A 16815-nucleotide genomic window follows, 5' to 3' on the forward strand; every position below is an offset into this window, starting at 1 on the left:
CAAGGCGCCGCCCCTCCCTGTCCCGGGACGGGCGGCGCCTTCACAGGTATCCGCCGCCGGGCTATTTCTCCAGCTTCTGCCGGGACGTCTCCGGAAGCGTCAGATAGACGACGAACGAGACGAGGCACAGCGCGGCCACATACCAGGGGAAGAGGCCGGCGTGGCCGGCCTGTTGGAACCAGGTGCCGACGTAAGGGGCGGTGCCGCCGAAGAGGGCGACGGTGAGCGAGTACGGGAAGCCGATGCCGGCGGCACGCACCCGCGCGGGGAACACCTCCGCGTTCACGGCCGCGGCGACCGCGGTGTAGCCGGTGAGCAGCACCATGCCCGCGCACTGCACCAGCAGCAGCGAGACGAACGCGTCGGTGACCAGGTGCAGCAGCGGTACCGCCAGGACGGCGAAGCCCAGGGAGAAACCGAGCAGCAGCGGTTTGCGGCCGATGCGGTCCGAGAGCATGCCGCCGAGCGGCTGGAGCAGGGCGAAGAAGACGAGCGAGAGGGTGCCGACGGTGAGCGAATCGCCCTTGTCGAAGCCCGCGTTGACCTGCGCGTAGGTCGGCAGGTAGGTGGTCCAGGTGTAGTAGGCGAGAGTGCCGCCCGCGGTGATGCCGCAGATGAGCAGGGACTGGCGGGGGTGGCGGCGCAGCGCCTCGAAGAGGCCGGGGCGGCCGACCGCTTGCTGCTCGGGGAGAGCGTGCGGAAGGGTCTCCTGGGCGCCGCGCCGGATCCACAGTCCCAGCAGGCTCAGCAGCGCGCCGCCGAGGAACGGCACCCGCCAGCCCCACTGCCCCATCTGCTGCTCGGTGAGCAGCGCCGCGAGCAGCGCCGCCGTCCCGGAGGCCAGCAGCTGGCCGAGGGTCGTGGACACGTACTGGAAGCTGGAGAACAGCCCGCGCCTGCCGGGGCCGGCCGATTCGACGAGGAAGGTCGTGGAGGCCGCGAACTCACCGCCCACCGACAGGCCCTGCACCAGACGTGCGATGACCAGCACCAGGGGGGCCAGCAGTCCGGTGGCCGCATAGGTGGGGGTGAGCGCGACCAGCAGGCTGCCGCCGCCCATCAGCAGGATGGTCAACGTCAGTGCGGTCCGCCGGCCGCGGCGGTCGGCGACCGCGCCCAACAGCAGTCCGCCGACCGGCCGCATGAAGAAGCCGACCGCGAAGACGGCAAAGGTCGAGAGCAGCGGGACGAGGGAGTTCCCGGCGCCCTCGGGGAAGACCTGCCCGGCGAAGTAGACCGCGAGGAAGGAGTACGCGTACCAGTCGTACCACTCGATGGCGTTGCCGATGGAGGCGGCGGCCAGCTGCCGCACCCGTGACGGCGGGCCGGTCCTCTTCGGCACCCGGTCCTCAGTTATGTGTTCGGCACTCGACATGGTCCTCCGCTCCGGGTTCTTCTCCTCGGCCTGCTGCTGGGGCAGTATGAGCCGCCAGGTGATCATGTACCGCGGAAGCGGGTGGCCGCCAGAGGCCGCGGCGGCCGAAAGGAGAGTGCAACGTGCGGGTAGCACTGTTCGTCACCTGCATCAACGACCTGCTCCATCCGCGGACGGGGCGGGCGGTGGTGGCGCTGCTGGAGCGGCTGGGGGTGGAGGTCTGCTTCCCCGAAGAGCAGAGCTGCTGTGGTCAGCCGCAGTTCAACACCGGGTACCGCCATGCCACCGAACCGCTGGTGCACCGCTTCGACCGGGCGTTCCGGGACTACGAGTACGTGGTCACCCCGTCCGGTTCGTGTGCCGCGATGGTGCGTGACAACTATCCGCGGATCGGGGCGAAGGCGGCCGCCGAGGGGCGCGGCCGGGCACTCGTCGACGCGGCGGCGGTCGCGGTGCCCAAGATGTACGAGCTCACCGAGTTTCTGGTGGATGTGCTGAAGGTGGAGGACGTCGGCGCCTACTACCCGCATACCGTCACCTATCACCCCACCTGTCATGGGCTGCGGGTGCTGGGGCTGGGTGACCGCCCGCGGCGGCTGCTGGAGCGCGTCAAGGGGCTGGAGCTGAGGGAGCTGCCGGGCGCCGAGGAGTGCTGCGGTTTCGGCGGTACGTTCGCGGTGAAGAACCCCGCGGTCTCGGCGGCGATGGGCGCCGACAAGGTCCGTCACGTCATCGGGACCGGCGCCGAGGCGGTCTGCACCGTCGACAACTCCTGTCTGCTGCACATCGGCGGCACCCTCACCCGCCAGGGCTCGGCGGTCCGCCCGGTCCATATCGCCGAGATCCTGGCCAGTACGGAAGGGAGGGTGCGGTGAGCGGCACCTACCTGGGCATGCCGGCGTTCCCCCGGGCCGCTGCCGCGTCCACCCGCGACACCCGGCTGCGCGCCAACCTCACCCACGCCACCCACACCATCCGCGACAAACGGGCCAAGGCCGTGGCGGAGCTGGACGACTGGGCGCAGCTACGGGCGGCGGGCGCCGCGGTCAAGGACCGTACGCTGCGCCATCTCGACCACTATCTGGAGCGGCTGGAGGCCGCGGTCAGCGCCGCGGGCGGGCAGGTCCACTGGGCGGCGGACGCCGACGAGGCCAACCGGATCGTCACCCGGCTGGTGCGGGAGACCGGTGAGACGGAGGTCGTCAAGGTCAAGTCGATGGCGACGCAGGAGATCGGGCTGAACGAGGCGCTGGCCGGGGCCGGCATCCATGCGTACGAGACGGATCTGGCCGAGCTGATCGTGCAGCTCGGCCACGATCTGCCGTCGCACCTCCTGGTCCCGGCGATCCACCGCAACCGTTCCGAGATCCGCGACATCTTCCGCCGTGAGATGGCCTCTTGGGGCCGTCCGGCGCCGGAGGGGCTCTCCGACTCCCCCGCCGAGCTGGCCGAGGCGGCGCGGCTGCACCTGCGGGAGAAGTTCCTGTCGGCGAAGGTCGGGATCTCCGGCGCCAACTTCATGGTCGCGCAGACCGGCACTCTGGTCGTCGTGGAGTCCGAGGGCAACGGCCGGATGTGTCTGACCCTCCCCGAGACGCTGATCTCCGTCGTCGGCATCGAGAAGGTGGTGCCGGACTGGCAGGATCTGGAGATCTTTCTGCAGCTGTTGCCGCGCTCCTCCACTGCCGAGCGGATGAACCCGTACACCTCCATGTGGACGGGCACGACGGACGGTGACGGGCCGCGGACCTTCCATCTGGTGCTGCTCGACAACGGGCGTACCGACACCCTCGCCGACACCGTCGGACGGCAGGCGCTGCGCTGTATCCGCTGCTCGGCGTGTCTGAACGTCTGCCCGGTGTACGAGCGGGCCGGCGGGCATGCGTACGGCTCGCCGTACCCGGGCCCGATCGGCGCCATCCTCACCCCCCAACTGCGGGGTGTGGAAGGCGCGCTGGAGGCTTCGCTGCCGTACGCCTCGTCGCTGTGCGGGGCCTGTTACGAGGTGTGTCCGGTCGCCATCGACATCCCCGAGGTGCTGGTGCATCTGCGGGAGCGGGTCGTGGAGGGCGGGCCGGTCACCCGGGGCGGGGCGCGCACCGTCCTCAAACCGGCCAAGGGGCATGCCGCGGAACGCGCCGCGATGCGCGCGGCGGCCTGGGCGTTCGATCACCCCGGTGCACTGCGGACCGGGATGCGGCTGGCGGCCCGCAGCCGTCGGCTGCATCCACGGCGGCTGCCGGGACCGGGCCGTGCCTGGTCGCAGACGCGCGATCTGCCTGCGGTGCCGGCCGAATCCTTCCGCGACTGGTGGCAGCGCACCCGCGGCACGTCGTCGGAGCAGCGAGGAGACGCCGAGTGAGCAGCCGGGACGTGGTGTTGGCGCGGGTGCGCCGGGCGCTGGCGGATGTGCCGCGCGGCGAGGGGCCGGGCGGGCCGCCGGTGGCGCGTGACTACCACCGGGTGCACGGGTCCCGTACGCGCGCACAGACCGTCGAGCTGCTCGCGGAGAATCTCGCGGACTACCGGGCGGTCGTGCATCGCAGTGACGCGGAGGGGCTGCCGGGGCTGATCGGCCGGCTGCTGGCGGAGCGGGGGGCACGGACGGTGCTGGTGCCGCCGGGCCTGGACGCGTCGTGGACGTCCGGAACCGATGTGACCCGCGTCGAGGACCGTGGGTCGAGCACGCCCCGGGAACTGGACGCCGTGGACAGTGTGCTGACGGGCTGTGCGGTGGCGATCGCGGAGACCGGCACCCTGGTCCTGGACGCGGGCCCGAACCAGGGAAGACGCCGGATCACGCTGGTGCCGGACCATCATCTGTGTGTGGTCCGCGTCCCCGGCCAGGTGGTCGGCTCGGTGCCGGAGGCGCTGCCACGGCTGGCACCGGACCGCCCGCTGACCTGGATCTCCGGGCCGTCGGCGACCAGCGACATCGAACTCGACCGGGTGGAGGGGGTGCACGGGCCGCGGACGCTGGAGGTGATTCTGCTGGCGGCGGCGCCGGGGGCGGACTGAGCAGCGGCGGGCGCGGACTGAGCGGCGGCGGGGGCGGACTGAGCGGCGGCGGGGGCGGCGCTCCGGCTGGCCCCGCGCCGTCGCCGGCGGGATGGCTGCCCGACCTGATGGAGGGCGGGCAGCACATCCGAGGCCGGGGGCGTGGGGCCGGGGGCCGGGGGCCAGGGGCCGGGGCCGACTCCGGGGTCCGGGGTCCGGGGTCCGGCAACCCCACCTGCGGCGGCCACCCCGACCGGTGAACTGGCCGCCGCGCCACTGACCTTACCCGCGGGTCACTTACTGGGCCATCGCTTGATCGCCGACCGGAGTGAGGTGTGCGTCACGCCGCACCAGCGCCGCATAGCGTCCCTCGGCGGCGAGCAGCTCGTCATGGGTGCCGCGCTCGGCGATCCGGCCGGCATCCAGCACCACGATCTGGTCGGCGTCGCGGACCGTGGAGAGCCGGTGCGCGATGGTGAGGGTGGTCCGGCCCTCGGACAGCTCGTCGATGGCCTGCTGCACGGCGTGTTCGGTACGGGTGTCCAGGGCGCTGGTCGCCTCGTCCAGGACGAGGACGGGCGGGTCACGCAGGATGGTGCGGGCGATGGCGAGGCGCTGTTTCTCGCCGCCGGAGAAGCGGTAGCCGCGCTCGCCGACGAGGGTGTCATAGCCGTCGGGGAGGGCCGCGATGTGGTCGTGGATCTGGGCGGCCCTGGCGGCGCGCTCGATCTCGTCGTCGGTGGCGTCCGGCTTGGCGAAGCGGAGGTTGTCGGCGACCGAGGCGTGGAAGAGGTAGGTCTCCTGGGAAACCACACCGACCGAGCGGGCGAGGGTGTCGAAGTCGAGGTCACGGACGTCGGTGCCGTCGAGGGTGACCCGTCCGCCGGTCACGTCGTAGAGCCGCGGCACGAGGTAGCTCAGGGTGCTCTTACCACTGCCGGTCGGTCCGACGACGGCGAGGCTGCCGCCGGCGGGGACGGTCAGATCGATGCCGTCGAGGGTGGGGGCGGCCTCGGGGTCGTAGCAGAACCGGACCTTCTCGAAGCGGATCTCGCCGCGCGGCGCCGGGAGGCGGACCGGTTCGGCGGGCTCGGTGATGGCGACCGGCAGATCGAGGTATTCGAAGATGCGCTGGAAGAGCGCGAGCGAAGTCTGCATCTGTACGCCGGTGGACAGCAGCGCGACCGTCGGCCGCAGCAGGCCCTGCTGGAGCGAGACGAAGGCAACCAGGGTGCCGAGGGAGAAGACCGGGCCGCCGAGCTGGAGAACCATGCCCGCCGCCCAGTAGATCAGCGCGGGCATGGCGGCCATCACGATGCCGATGGTGGCCATCCGCCAGCGGCCGGCCATGTTGGCGCGGACCTCCAGGTCGACCAGGCGCTCGGACTCGCCCGCAAAGGTCTGGGTGAGGGAGTCGGCGCGGCCCATCGTGCGGCCGAGCAGGATGCCGCTGACCGAGAGGGATTCGGTGACCATCGCGGACATCGCGGCCATCTGCTTCTGCCGCTGGGTGGTGATCTTCTTGCGTTCGTTGCCGACCCGGCGGCTGATCCAGACGAAGAGCGGAAGCAGGAGCAGCGAGACGGCGGTCAGCCGCCAGTCGAGGGCCAGCATCGCGCAGACGGTGGCGATGACGGAGGTCAGATTGGAGACCAGGGAAGTGGCGGTGGAGGTGACCGTCGCCTGCATACCGCCGATGTCGTTGGCGATCCGGGACTGGACCTCGCCGGTGCGGGTGCGGGTGAAGAAGGCCAGCGGCATCCGCTGGAGTTTGGCGTAGACGGCGGTGCGCAGATCGTGCATCACACGCTGGCCGACCGTGGTGGACAGCAGGGTCTGCAGTACACCGAAGACGCTGGTGGTGACGGCGGTGGCGATCATGCCGAGGGCGAGCAGGGTCAGCAGGCCGGTGCGCCGGCCGGGTATCGCCACGTCCAGGATCTCGCGGAGGAGAAAGGGGGAGGCGACCGAGACCAGCGAGGAGGCGCCGACGAGCAGGCCGACGAGGGCCAGCCGGGCGCGGTAGGGACGGAAGAGCGTGAGGATCCGCCGCAGCGGGACCGGCTTTCCCGGGTCCTTGGGCGGTGCGGTCCACTGGGGTTCGTCGCTGCGCATGGGCTCCTTCGAGGGGTGCGGATTCACGGGGGCAGGGGCAACGGACAGGGCGGGACAAGGGCAAGCATCGTGGAGCTTAGCTCATTGTTACCTATGCTCACAATGAACTATGTCCTGTCATCCGCTATCCTCGCGGTATGCCCTCCCCCGAGCCGACGGTCAGCACCACCAACCTCGCCGAACAGCTGGTACGGCTGACCCGCCGGATGCACCGCGCCCAGAAACACCACCTGGAGCACCTGGACATCGCCTTCACCCCCGCGCAGTCCAGGCTGCTGCGGATCGTCGACCACTACCGCGACACCCCGCCGCGGATGGCCGACCTCGCCGAGCGGCTGGAAGTCGTCCCCCGGGCGGTGACGACACTCGTGGACGCGCTGGAGGCACATGGCGCGGTACGCCGGGTGCCCGATCCGGCCAACCGCCGGGTGGTCCGGATCGAGCTGACCGACACCGGCCGGTCCACGCTGCGCGCGTTGCGCAGCGCGCGGCGGGCCGCGGCGGAGGAAATCCTGGCCCCCCTGACCGCCGATCAGCGCGAGGTGCTCGGCGGTCTGCTGTCCACCCTGGTCGACGGGCCGGACAGACCGCACTGAGCTGACGCCGGGTCAACCGGAGGAGTGCCGTCATGCCGCTGCTGGAGCCGGCCCCCCGGCCCCTGCGCCCCACCCGCCACCGCCACCGCCACCGGCAGCCCCGCCCACGACCGGGTGTCCGGCCACCGGGCATCGGGCACCCCGAGTGCCTCAGCGCATGAGGTGCAGCGCGACTGCTCCCTTGGCCGGCACCGAGAGCTGTGCCTTCCCGTCCTCCCCGACGGTGACCGTATGACCGTCGCACGAGGACGGCGCGGCCGCGACGACATTGCAGTACGTGCCGGCGGGCAGCGAGGTCGCAAAGGCCTGATGCAGCTCGGCGTCGCCGCTGTTGAGGGCCACGAAGCCCTTGCCGCCCCGGCCGAAGGCGAGGGCGCTGCCGCCGTTGTCCCACCAGTCCGTCAGCGGTGCCGAGCCCACCGCGTTGCGGAACCCCACCATCCCGGTGATCGCCTGCTTGGCGTGTTCATTGGTCCAGCCGCCGCTGCCGCTGGGCGGTCCGGCGTCCTTGTCGGACCACTCGTAGCCGGAGTAGACGTTCGGTGAGCCGTAGGGCGAGGCGAGCATGAAGACATTGGCGAGGGTGTGGGCCGCGCCGTCCTTGTAGGTCAGCGTGGAGCCGTTGCGCTCGGTGTCCCAGTTGTCGACGAAGGTACGGGCCCGGTCGCTGCCGAGCTTGCCGTCCGCGACGGACTTGAGCTGGGCCAGGTTGCCACTCTGGAAGGCGCTCTTGAGGTGGCTGCCGTAGCGGAATTCGTCGACATCGCCGTTGCCGGTGTACTCGTCGGGCTGTACCGCCTCGCCGGCGCCGTGGATGACCTCCTGCACCCAGTAACCCGGGTCGCGCATCTTGCCCTTGATGGCGGCGAGGTCGGTGGCGGCGATGTGTTTGGCGGCGTCCACCCGGAAACCGTCCACGCCCAGCGACCGCAGGTCGTCGAGGTAGCCGGCGATGGTGGTGCGGACCTGGTCGCTGCCGGTGTCGAGGTCGGCGAGCCCCACCAGTTCGCAGGTCTGGACGTCATTGCGGTTGCCGTAGTCGGAGATGCTCTTGCGGCAGCCGTGGAAGTCCTGGTCCTGGAAGTAGCCGGGGTAGTGGTACTTGCTGTACCGGGTGCCGCCGGTGCCGGTACCGGACCCGGCCGCCATGTGGTTGATGACGGCGTCGGCGATGACCTTGACGCCCGCGCCATGGCAGGCGCCGACCATCGAGGCGAACGCGTTCCGGTCGCCCAGCCGTCCGGCGATCTTGTAGCTGACGGGCTGGTACGAGGTCCACCACTGGTCCCCCTGGATGTGCTCGGAGGCGGGTGAGACCTCGACATAGCCGTAGCCGGCCGGGCCCAGCTGATTGCTGCAGGCCTTGGCGACATCCGCGTACTTCCACTCGAACAGGGTGGCGGTGACGGTCTTTTCACCGGGTGGGGCGGCCTGCGAGGACCACGGCGCAAAGGTGGCGAGACCGGCGGCGGCCAGCACTCCGGCCAGCGCCCCGCCCAGCACACGGAAACGTTGCTGCATCGTGCGGCTCCTTCGTCACGGGGCACGGCAGGACGCACCGCGCCCACGAGCAGCCACGCGCCGGGCCGCCATGGGGGGATTCCGCTTCGGAGCCTGCCGTTTATCTCGTGGACACGTCAACACTTTCCGCAAGGCTTTTCAGCGACTTGCGAAAGGTGTTGTCAACGGCGCGGCCGGTGTTGCCACAGGCCGTCCGGTATTGCGGCCAAGAGTCCAAGAGTGGCGCATCAAGAGTCCAATCGGCCCCCTTGTGCCTCAGGCCGCCGGCCGACAGGGTCCTGACCGAGGTTCACGTATGCCCCGGCACACCACCGCTCCCCTGGAGGACCGATGAACGAGGCACCCTCGCAGAACCACGACCCCGACGAGGCGGGCCCGAGCCGCCGTTCGGTCCTGTGGACCGCCGGTGCGGCGGGCGCCGGACTGGGGATCGGCGGGCTCTCGTCCGGTCCCGCCGCGGCGGCCGCCCCCACCGCGGCCGGCCCCGCGACGGCCGGTGCCGCATCCGCATCCCCCGCCGCCGGGAGCCGGACCATGATCGGGGTGCCGTTCGAGCGGCGCAGCACCGTACGCGTCGGCATCATCGGACTCGGCAACCGCGGCGGCAGCATGATCGACCTCTTTCTCGCGATGCCGGGCGTCCGTGTGGTCGCCCTGTGCGACCCGGTGAAGGACAAGACCGCCAAGGCCGCCAAGAAGGTCACCGCCGCGGGGCAGCCCGCGCCCGCCGTCCACACCAACGGCGACCACGACTTCGAGAACCTCTGCAAGCGCGGCGACATCGACTTCGTCTACGCGGCCACGCCCTGGGACCGGCATTTCGAGATGGCCAAGACGGCGATGCTCAACGGTAAGCACGTGGGCGTGGAATGCCCCCTCGCGCTGCGCCTGGACCAACTGTGGGAGCTGGTCCATCTCTCCGAGCGCACCCGCAGACACTGTATGCAGCTGGAGAACTGCTGTTACGGCAGAAACGAGATGCGGGTGCTGCGGATGGCGCATGCGGGCCTGTTCGGTGATCTGCTGCACGGCGCCGGTGCGTATGTCCACGATCTGCGGGGCCTGATGTTCGACCCCGCGTACTACGAGGGACCGTGGCGTCGGCTGTGGCACACCCGGCTGCGCGGCGATCTCTACCCCAACCACGGCTTCGGTCCGGTCGCCAACTACATGGACATCAACCGCGGGGACCGCGCCGTACGCATCTCCAGCGTCGGCACCCCCGCCCTCGGACTCGCCAAGTACCGCAAGGAGCACATGCCGGCGGACGACCCCAGCTGGAAGGAGTCGTACATCGAGAGCGACCGGACGATCAGCCTCGTACAGACCGCCAAGGGGCGGGTGATCCGGCTGGAGCACGATGTCTCCACCCCGCACCCCTACAGCCGGATCAACAGCCTCGGGGGCACCAAGGGCCTCTTCGAGGACTACCCCGAGCGGATCTATCTGGAGCCGGCCCAGAGCAACGACGAGTGGGGCGACTTCGCCACATACGCGGAGTGGGACCACTGGCTCTGGAAGGAGCACGCCAATCCGCCCGGCGGTCACGGCGGCATGGACTACCTGCTGGTCTTCCGGCTGATGCAGTGCATGCGGCTCGGCCTCGTACCGGACTTCGACGTCTATGACGCGGCGACCTGGACCGCACCGGTGCCGCTGAGCGATCTCTCGATCAAGGCGAACGGCGCCCCGCAGGAGATTCCCGACTTCACCCGCGGGCTGTGGAAGAAGGCGCGGCCGGGGATGGATTCGCAAAAGCCGCAGGAGTAAGGGCCGGGGGTGCCGCGGGGCCCGGCGGGCGGCTGCGTGCCTGCCGGGCCCGCCGCGTCACCTGTCGCGGGTGGCGACGGAGGCGGCGCCCGGGTCGGCGGCCGCCCCGCGCGGCTTCACCGGATGATCCGCTTCCGCCGGGTCCGCCGCCCGTTCCTGCTCCCGTTCCTGCTCCTGCTCCTGCTCCTGCTCCTGCTCCTGCTCCTGCTCCGTCGGCCGGTCGGCCGGCGCGGCGGCCGGCAGCTCACCGTTCAGGACCTTCTTCGCGGTCACCCGGTCCAGTGCGCCTTCCCAACGCGAGACCGCGAAGACCGCGACACAGTTGCCGAGCAGATTGGTCGTCACCCGCATCGAGTCCATGATCCGGTCGACGCCGAGCAGCAGGGCGACCGCGGCGGCCGGGATGACGCCCAGCGCGGAGGCCGTCGCGGACAGCGCGAGGAACGCCGAACCGGGCACGCCCGCCATGCCCTTGCTGGTCAGCATCAGGACCAGCACCACGGTGATCTGCCGGCCGAGCGACAGATCGACGCCGATGGCCTGGGCGAGGAAGAGCGTGCCGACGGACAGGTAGATCGAGGCGCCGTCGAGGTTGAAGGAGTAGCCGGTCGGCAGCACCAGCCCCACCGCGTCGTCCCGGCAGCCCGCGGCCCGCAGCTTCTGCATCATCCGCGGCATCACGGTCTCGCTGGAGCCGGTGCCGAGCGCCAGCAGCAGTTCCTCGCGGGTGTAGCGGACGAACTTCCACAGGCTCAGCCCGGTGACGGCCTTGAGCGCGCAGCCGAGCAGCACGAGGAAGGCCAGCGCGACGCCGTAACAGACCGCGATCAGCTTTCCGTACGTCGACATCGCGCCCAGGCCGTACTGCCCCACCAGATGGGCGGTGGCACCGAAGACCGCGAGCGGGGCGAGCCTCATGAGGAAGCCGACGATGGTGAACACGACGTCCTGGGCCTGCTCGATCACCGGCAGGATCTGCGGCACCTTCTTCTGCCCGAGGTGCAGCAGTGCGGCGCCCACCAGGCAGGCCAGCACCAGGACTTGCAGCAGCGAGTTCCCGGCGAACGCGCCGACGGCGCTGTCCGGCAGGGACTCCAGGACGAACTGGGCGGCGGAGGGCAGGTGTCCGCCGCCCGTCTTGGCATCCACCGCGCCCTTGTCCAGGGACGCGGGGTCGATATGCATCCCGGCGCCGGGCGCGAAGACATTGCCGGCCAGCAGGCCGACGACGAGCGCGATGCCGGTCGCCACCTCGAACCAGATCAGGGCCTTGACCCCGATCCGGCCGAAGGCCTTGAGGTCACCCGCCTTGGTGATGCCGGCGACGACCACGCAGAAGACCAGTGGGGCGATCATCGCCTTGATCAGTCGTACGAAGCCGTCACCGAGCGGCTGGAGCGACGATCCCGCCTGCGGCCACAGCCGTCCGACGAGAACACCGAGGAGCAGAGCGATCAGGACCTGCGCAAACAGGCTGGTGCGCAGGAAGCGCCCTGCGCGACGGGTGAGGCTTGCGGTGGCGTGCGGCACGGGCACTCCTCCAGGGACGGATTCTGTGATGCGGAAGTGGACTTCCACGATCCGTCACTATGGCCGCCTGCCGTGCACCACGAAAGAGGTCCGTGCAACTTCCCCGGAAATCTTGGAGCTTGATCCAAGGAGAAGTGCGCGGGCCATCCGGTTTCGGGCAGGGGTGACTGCTGCGCCCCCTTCCTCCCGCTTTGCACGCCGTGCGACGCCGCCACGCCTCATGCGCTCGACGCACGCTTCGCCCACTCACCCCGCGCCCCGTACGCTCACTGCGCCCCGTACGCTCAGGCCGCCAGGTGCGCCTTGTCCCCCATGACCACAACGGGGTGCCGCGCCGGATCGAGGGCGCGCAGCAATGCCTGCATCCCGGACTTGGGGACGCTGACGCAGGCGGAGGTACCGCTGCCGTGGTCCAGATGCAGCCACACCCCGCCGCCCTTGGACTGCCCCTGCGGGCGGGTCGGATCCAGCGGGGAGGCCCCCTTGACGCGGTTGTAGTTGATCGCGACGACATAGTCGAAGTCGTGACGGGTGTTCTTCGACCAGTACGACGGCGGGGTGAACGCCGAGGAGTGCGTATAGGGCAGCTTGGCGCCGGGATCCGCCAGCACACCCCCCGCGTCCGTCAGCGGGAACACGCCGACCGGGCTGCGCTTGTCACCTTCGTGATGATCCGTCGTCCAGCCGTACCGGCCGTTGTGCGCGGCCCAACTCCCCTTGCGGTCCCAGCCCTTGGCGCCCTTGTCATAGAGGACGACGGTGGCCTCGGCGGAGTTCGCACCCTCGCCGTAGACCGCCACGACCTGCCGGGAACCGGCGGGAATACGCGACCGCAGGGCGATGCCGACCTCGGGGATGTTCTTGAGGTGGGTGGTGGCCGACGCCCCGCGGGCCGGACCGCCGGGGCGCTCCCCCTTGTCCGCGCCGTCGCCCTTGCCGTCCCCGTCCCGGCCGCCGCTCGCACCGCCGCAGCCCGCCAGAAGGACCAGCCCCGCCGCGGCCACCGCCGCCGTCCGCATCGCACTGCCTGCTGTTCGCATGACGTCCATGGTCGCACCGTCGGCCTGACGGCCGTTCAGCACCCGTCCGCCGTGCACCGGCCACCGGCCACCGACCACCGACCACCGCACGATTGTCCGAATCGCATGGCCACAGCGGAAAAACCGTTTGAAATCAGCCCACGCCGCGGGCCAACCTTCCAGAACCTCCGCCGGACACAAGACGAGCGAGAGGGGTATTCCGCCTGCCGGGACGGCCCGTTGCCGACCACTCACCACGACTTGGCCTGGGACATCATGCACATTCGCGACCTTCCGCATCCCGACCCGGGCGTCCCGGACGTCCGAACGGGCGGCGCCTTCCTTCTGTGGCTCTGCGCACAACAGCTCGGCGGCCAGCTCAAGGCCCTCGCCTGGGGGCTGGTGAACGTCGGCGGCATCGCCGCCTTCCCGCTGCCGGTGGGACTCGCGGTGCAGGCCGTGGTGGACCGCGACAGCAGCCGGCTCCTCCTGGCCGGCGGCCTGATCATGGCCTTGGGCGTACTGATCGCGGTCGGCGGCACCATGCTCCACCGCGCGGCCGTCACCAACTGGATCACCGGCGTCGCCCGGATGCAGCAGCTGCTCGCCCGCAAGACCACGGAACTGGGCCCGGCCATGACCCGGCAGGTGGCGGCCGGCGAGATCGTCGCCGTCAGCACCGGCGACCTGGAGAAGATCGGCTGGTTCGTCGAGGCGCTCTCCCGGTTCGGTTCCGCCGCCGTGGCCACGGTCGGCGTCGCCGTTGCCCTGGCCCTCTATCAACCGGAACTCGGACTGCTGGTAGCCGTCGGCGTGCTCGTGGTGGCCCTGGCCGTGCTGCCCTTGCTGCCGCCCGCCATCCGGCGCGCCGACGCCCAGCGCGAGCAGGCCGGCCGGGCCACCGAACTGGCCTCCGACACCGTCGCCGGACTGCGCGTACTGCGCGGCATCGGCGGCGAGGAACTCTTCCTCGGCCGCTACCGCAGCGCCTCCCAGGACGTACGGAAGGCCGCCGTCCGCAGCTCCCGGATGTGGTCGCTGATCTCGGCCGTCCAAGTACTGCTGCCGGGCCTGCTGCTCATCGCGGTGGTCTGGTACGGCACCCGGCTCGCCCTCGACGGCACGATCGCCGTGGGCGATCTCGTCACGATCTACGGCGCGGTCGCCTTCCTGCTCTTCCCCCTCCGGCACTTCGAAGAGATCGCCCAGGCCTACTCGTTCGCCAAGCCGTCCGCGAAGCGCACGGCCCGCGTACTGGCACAGACCCGGCCGGCCGGCGGCCGGGCCACCGGCCGGGGGACGACACCCACCGGTGATCTGCACGACCCGGTCAGCGGCCTGACCGCCCCGGCCGGCCAGCTGACCGCGGTGGTCTGCGGCGACCCGGACACCGCGGGCCGGCTCGCCGAACGCCTCGGCGGACACCCGCCGCGACACGACGACGACGGTGACGGTGACGGTAGCGGCCTGCTGTCCGTCGTCCTCGGCGGCACCCCGCTGGACGATCTGCCGCGCGACACCGCCCGTGAGGCCGTACTCGTCCAGGACAAGGACCCGATGCTGCTCTCGGGCACGCTCGGCGAACTGCTCGACGTACCGGCCTCCGGGCGGGTGGACGCCACCAAGGCGCTGGCCGCGGCCCAGTGCAGTGATGTGCTGACGGCGCTGGCGCAGGCATCCGCCGACGACTCGGGAGACCCGATGCGCACCCACATCACCGAGCGCGGCCGGTCACTGTCCGGCGGGCAGCGCCAGCGGCTGGCGCTCGCCAGATCGCTGGCCACCGACCCGGAGGTGCTGGTGCTCGACGAGCCGACCAGTGCCGTCGACGCGCACACCGAGGCCCGGATCGCCGATGGTCTGCGGGAGATCAGGACGGGGCGTACGACCGTCGTGCTGACCTCCAGCCCGCTTCTCCTGGAACAGGCCGACCAGGTGGTGTTCCTCCAGGAGGGCAAGGCCGTCGCCGAGGCCACCCACCGTGAACTGCTGCACAGCCATCCCGCCTACCGCGCGGTCGTCACCCGCGAAACGGAACCCGCGCCGGCGATGTCGGCCGGCCAGACCGAGGAGAGCGCATGATCGGCCTGGCGCCGCCGGAGCACGATCCGGACGCCCCGCAGACCCTCACCACCCTGCCCGTCGGTTCACCGGCCACGGTACGCACCTACGTCGGCGGGCTGATCCGCCGTCACCGCACGGCGTTCACCGTGCTCGTCGTGGTGAACGCCGCCGCGGTGATCGCCTCCATGGCCGGCCCCTATCTGCTCGGCGGGGTCGTCGAGAAGCTGGCCGCGGGTGCCCGGGACCTCCCGCTGGAGGGCACCCTTGTGCTGTTCGCCGTCGCGCTGGCCGCCCAGACGGTATTCGTCCGGATGGTCCGGCTGCGCGGGGCGATGCTCGGCGAACGGATGCTGGCGGATCTGCGCGAGGACTTCCTCGTCCGCTCCGTGGCGCTGCCGCCGGGCGTCCTGGAGCGGGCCGGTACCGGCGATCTGCTGTCGCGGATCACCACCGACATCGACCGGCTCTCCAGCGCGATGCGCGAGGCCGTACCGCAGCTGGCCATCGGCGTGGTGTGGGTGGTGCTGCTGCTCGGCGGGCTGACCGTGACGGCGCCGCCGCTGGCGCTGTCCGTACTGATCGCGCTGCCACTGCTGGTCGCCGGCTGCCGCTGGTACTTCAAGCGGGCGCCGGGCGCCTATCGTTCGGAGGCGGCCGGCTACGCCGCGGTGTCCGCGGTGCTCACCGAGTCCGTGGACGCCGGACGTACGGTCGAGGCCCATCGGCTGGGCGCCCGCCGGATCACGCTGTCGGAACGCCGGATCCATGAGTGGACCCAGTGGGAGCGCTACACCCTGTTTCTGCGCACGGTGCTCTTCCCCGTCGTCGATCTGACGCATGTGCTGCTCCTGGGCTCGGTGCTGCTGCTCGGCGGCGCCTTCGTCCTGCAGGGCTGGATCACTCCGGGGCAGCTGACGACGGGGGCGCTGCTGGCGCAGATGATGACCGAGCCGGTCGGCATGATCCTGCGCTGGTACGACGAGCTGCAGGTGGCCCAGGTGTCCATCGCGCGGCTGGTCGGGGTCCGGGAGATCGAACCGGAGGCCGCCGGTACGGAGCAGGTCCCGGACGGCAGGGACGTCCACGCCGACGGGGTGAGCTTCGGCTACCGTGCGGGCGTCGATGTGCTGCGTGAGGTCTCGTTGCGGGTTCCCACGGGGACCCGGCTGGCGCTCGTCGGGCCGTCCGGCGCCGGCAAGTCGACGCTGGGCCGGCTCCTGGCGGGTATCTATGGTCCCCGGGCGGGCACCGTCACCCTGGGCGGGGCCGAGCTCTCCGCGATGCCGGCCGAGCGGGTCCGCGAGCAGGTGGCACTGGTCAACCAGGAACACCATGTCTTCGTCGGCTCGCTCCGCGACAACCTCCTGCTGGCTCGCAGCGACGCCGCCGACGCCGAACTGTGGGCCGCGCTGGGGGCGGTGGACGCCGATGGCTGGGCGCGGGCCCTGGACAAGGAGCTGGACACCGAGGTCGGCTCCGGCGGGCACCCGCTGACGCCCGCCCAGGCCCAGCAGATCGCGCTGGCCCGGCTGGTGCTCGCCGATCCGCACACCCTGGTGCTCGACGAGGCGACATCCCTGCTCGACCCGCGGGCGGCCCGCGACCTGGAGCGCTCCTTGGGCAGGGTGCTCGACGGCCGTACGGTCGTGGCGATCGCCCACCGCCTGCACACCGCGCATGACGCCGATGTGATCGCGGTCGTCGAGGAGGGCCGGATCAGCGAACTGGGCAGCCACGACGAGCTGGTCTCCGCCGGTGGCGCCTATGCGGCGCTCTGGCGGTCCTGGCACGGCTGATGCGGCAAGCAGCAGCGGCAGGGCCCCACGTC

Annotated in this window: 12 protein-coding genes; 7 read left to right on the plus strand and 5 right to left on the minus strand. The window is 71.1% G+C overall.

From position 1 onward, the window contains the following. Positions 1-61 precede the first annotated feature (61 nt). A complete protein-coding gene (locus ACWGJY_RS07995) occupies positions 62-1375 on the minus strand; it encodes an MFS transporter (protein ID WP_453259996.1) in 1314 nt (437 codons plus the stop codon). 122 nt (positions 1376-1497) lie between these two features. Here ACWGJY_RS07995 and ACWGJY_RS08000 point away from each other — a divergent pair, with 122 nt between their 5' ends. Genes ACWGJY_RS08000 through ACWGJY_RS08010 form a run of 3 tightly spaced genes read left to right on the plus strand, consistent with a single transcriptional unit; the run spans position 1498 to position 4393 of the window. Further along, positions 1498-2250 carry a (Fe-S)-binding protein gene (locus ACWGJY_RS08000; RefSeq protein ID WP_453259927.1) on the plus strand — a complete coding sequence of 251 codons (753 nt, stop codon included), beginning with the start codon at positions 1498-1500 and terminating at the stop codon, positions 2248-2250. After that, positions 2247-3737 carry a lactate utilization protein B gene (locus tag ACWGJY_RS08005; protein ID WP_453259928.1) on the plus strand — a complete coding sequence of 497 codons (1491 nt, stop codon included), beginning with the start codon at positions 2247-2249 and terminating at the stop codon, positions 3735-3737. Before ACWGJY_RS08000 ends, ACWGJY_RS08005 begins: the two co-directional genes overlap by 4 nt. Continuing rightward, complete coding sequence (locus ACWGJY_RS08010; protein WP_453259929.1) at positions 3734-4393, plus strand: LutC/YkgG family protein; 660 nt, start codon at positions 3734-3736, stop codon at positions 4391-4393. Before ACWGJY_RS08005 ends, ACWGJY_RS08010 begins: the two co-directional genes overlap by 4 nt. A gap of 276 nt (positions 4394-4669) precedes the next feature. Here the strand turns inward: ACWGJY_RS08010 and ACWGJY_RS08015 are convergent, their stop codons facing one another. After that, positions 4670-6487, minus strand: coding sequence for an ABC transporter ATP-binding protein (locus ACWGJY_RS08015; RefSeq protein WP_453259930.1), 1818 nt, complete (start codon positions 6485-6487; stop codon positions 4670-4672). Positions 6488-6624: 137 nt separating this feature from the next. On the opposite strand from ACWGJY_RS08015, the gene ACWGJY_RS08020 reads away from it, so the two are divergent. After that, positions 6625-7083, plus strand: coding sequence for a MarR family winged helix-turn-helix transcriptional regulator (locus tag ACWGJY_RS08020; protein WP_453259931.1), 459 nt, complete (start codon positions 6625-6627; stop codon positions 7081-7083). A 150-nt stretch (positions 7084-7233) separates the two neighbouring features. Here ACWGJY_RS08020 and ACWGJY_RS08025 read toward each other — a convergent pair whose 3' ends face one another. Continuing rightward, on the minus strand, positions 7234-8604 hold the full coding sequence (locus ACWGJY_RS08025; RefSeq protein WP_453259932.1) for an alpha-amylase: 1371 nt from the start codon (positions 8602-8604) through the stop codon (positions 7234-7236). Between the two features lie 330 nt (positions 8605-8934). On the opposite strand from ACWGJY_RS08025, the gene ACWGJY_RS08030 reads away from it, so the two are divergent. Further along, positions 8935-10374, plus strand: coding sequence for a Gfo/Idh/MocA family protein (locus ACWGJY_RS08030; RefSeq protein ID WP_453259933.1), 1440 nt, complete (start codon positions 8935-8937; stop codon positions 10372-10374). 57 nt (positions 10375-10431) lie between these two features. On the opposite strand, the gene ACWGJY_RS08035 is transcribed toward ACWGJY_RS08030, so the two are convergent. Together ACWGJY_RS08035 and ACWGJY_RS08040 are read right to left on the minus strand one after the other, a co-directional pair. Next, positions 10432-11904: a cation:dicarboxylate symporter family transporter gene (locus tag ACWGJY_RS08035; RefSeq protein ID WP_453259934.1), complete on the minus strand. Its 1473-nt coding sequence runs from the start codon at positions 11902-11904 to the stop codon at positions 10432-10434. A gap of 284 nt (positions 11905-12188) precedes the next feature. Further along, positions 12189-12953: a hypothetical protein gene (locus ACWGJY_RS08040; protein WP_453259935.1), complete on the minus strand. Its 765-nt coding sequence runs from the start codon at positions 12951-12953 to the stop codon at positions 12189-12191. Between the two features lie 246 nt (positions 12954-13199). Here ACWGJY_RS08040 and ACWGJY_RS08045 point away from each other — a divergent pair, with 246 nt between their 5' ends. Further along, positions 13200-15005 carry an ABC transporter transmembrane domain-containing protein gene (locus ACWGJY_RS08045; protein WP_453259936.1) on the plus strand — a complete coding sequence of 602 codons (1806 nt, stop codon included), beginning with the start codon at positions 13200-13202 and terminating at the stop codon, positions 15003-15005. After that, entirely contained in the window at positions 15002-16783 is a 1782-nt protein-coding gene (locus ACWGJY_RS08050) for an ABC transporter ATP-binding protein (RefSeq protein WP_453259937.1), read from the plus strand. The genes ACWGJY_RS08045 and ACWGJY_RS08050 overlap by 4 nt, the downstream gene beginning before the upstream one ends. Positions 16784-16815 lie beyond the last annotated feature (32 nt).

It is taken from the genome of Streptomyces sp. NPDC054765, assembly GCF_053612065.1.

Coding starts and splice junctions, on each gene's coding strand:
- ACWGJY_RS07995 (WP_453259996.1), bottom strand. CDS start 1,375: ATGTCGAGTGCCGAACACATAACTGAGGACCGGGTGCCGAAGAGGACC.
- ACWGJY_RS08040 (WP_453259935.1), bottom strand. CDS start 12,953: ATGGACGTCATGCGAACAGCAGGCAGTGCGATGCGGACGGCGGCGGTG.
- ACWGJY_RS08025 (WP_453259932.1), bottom strand. CDS start 8,604: ATGCAGCAACGTTTCCGTGTGCTGGGCGGGGCGCTGGCCGGAGTGCTG.
- ACWGJY_RS08015 (WP_453259930.1), bottom strand. CDS start 6,487: ATGCGCAGCGACGAACCCCAGTGGACCGCACCGCCCAAGGACCCGGGA.
- ACWGJY_RS08050 (WP_453259937.1), top strand. CDS start 15,002: ATGATCGGCCTGGCGCCGCCGGAGCACGATCCGGACGCCCCGCAGACC.
- ACWGJY_RS08020 (WP_453259931.1), top strand. CDS start 6,625: ATGCCCTCCCCCGAGCCGACGGTCAGCACCACCAACCTCGCCGAACAG.
- ACWGJY_RS08045 (WP_453259936.1), top strand. CDS start 13,200: ATGCACATTCGCGACCTTCCGCATCCCGACCCGGGCGTCCCGGACGTC.
- ACWGJY_RS08030 (WP_453259933.1), top strand. CDS start 8,935: ATGAACGAGGCACCCTCGCAGAACCACGACCCCGACGAGGCGGGCCCG.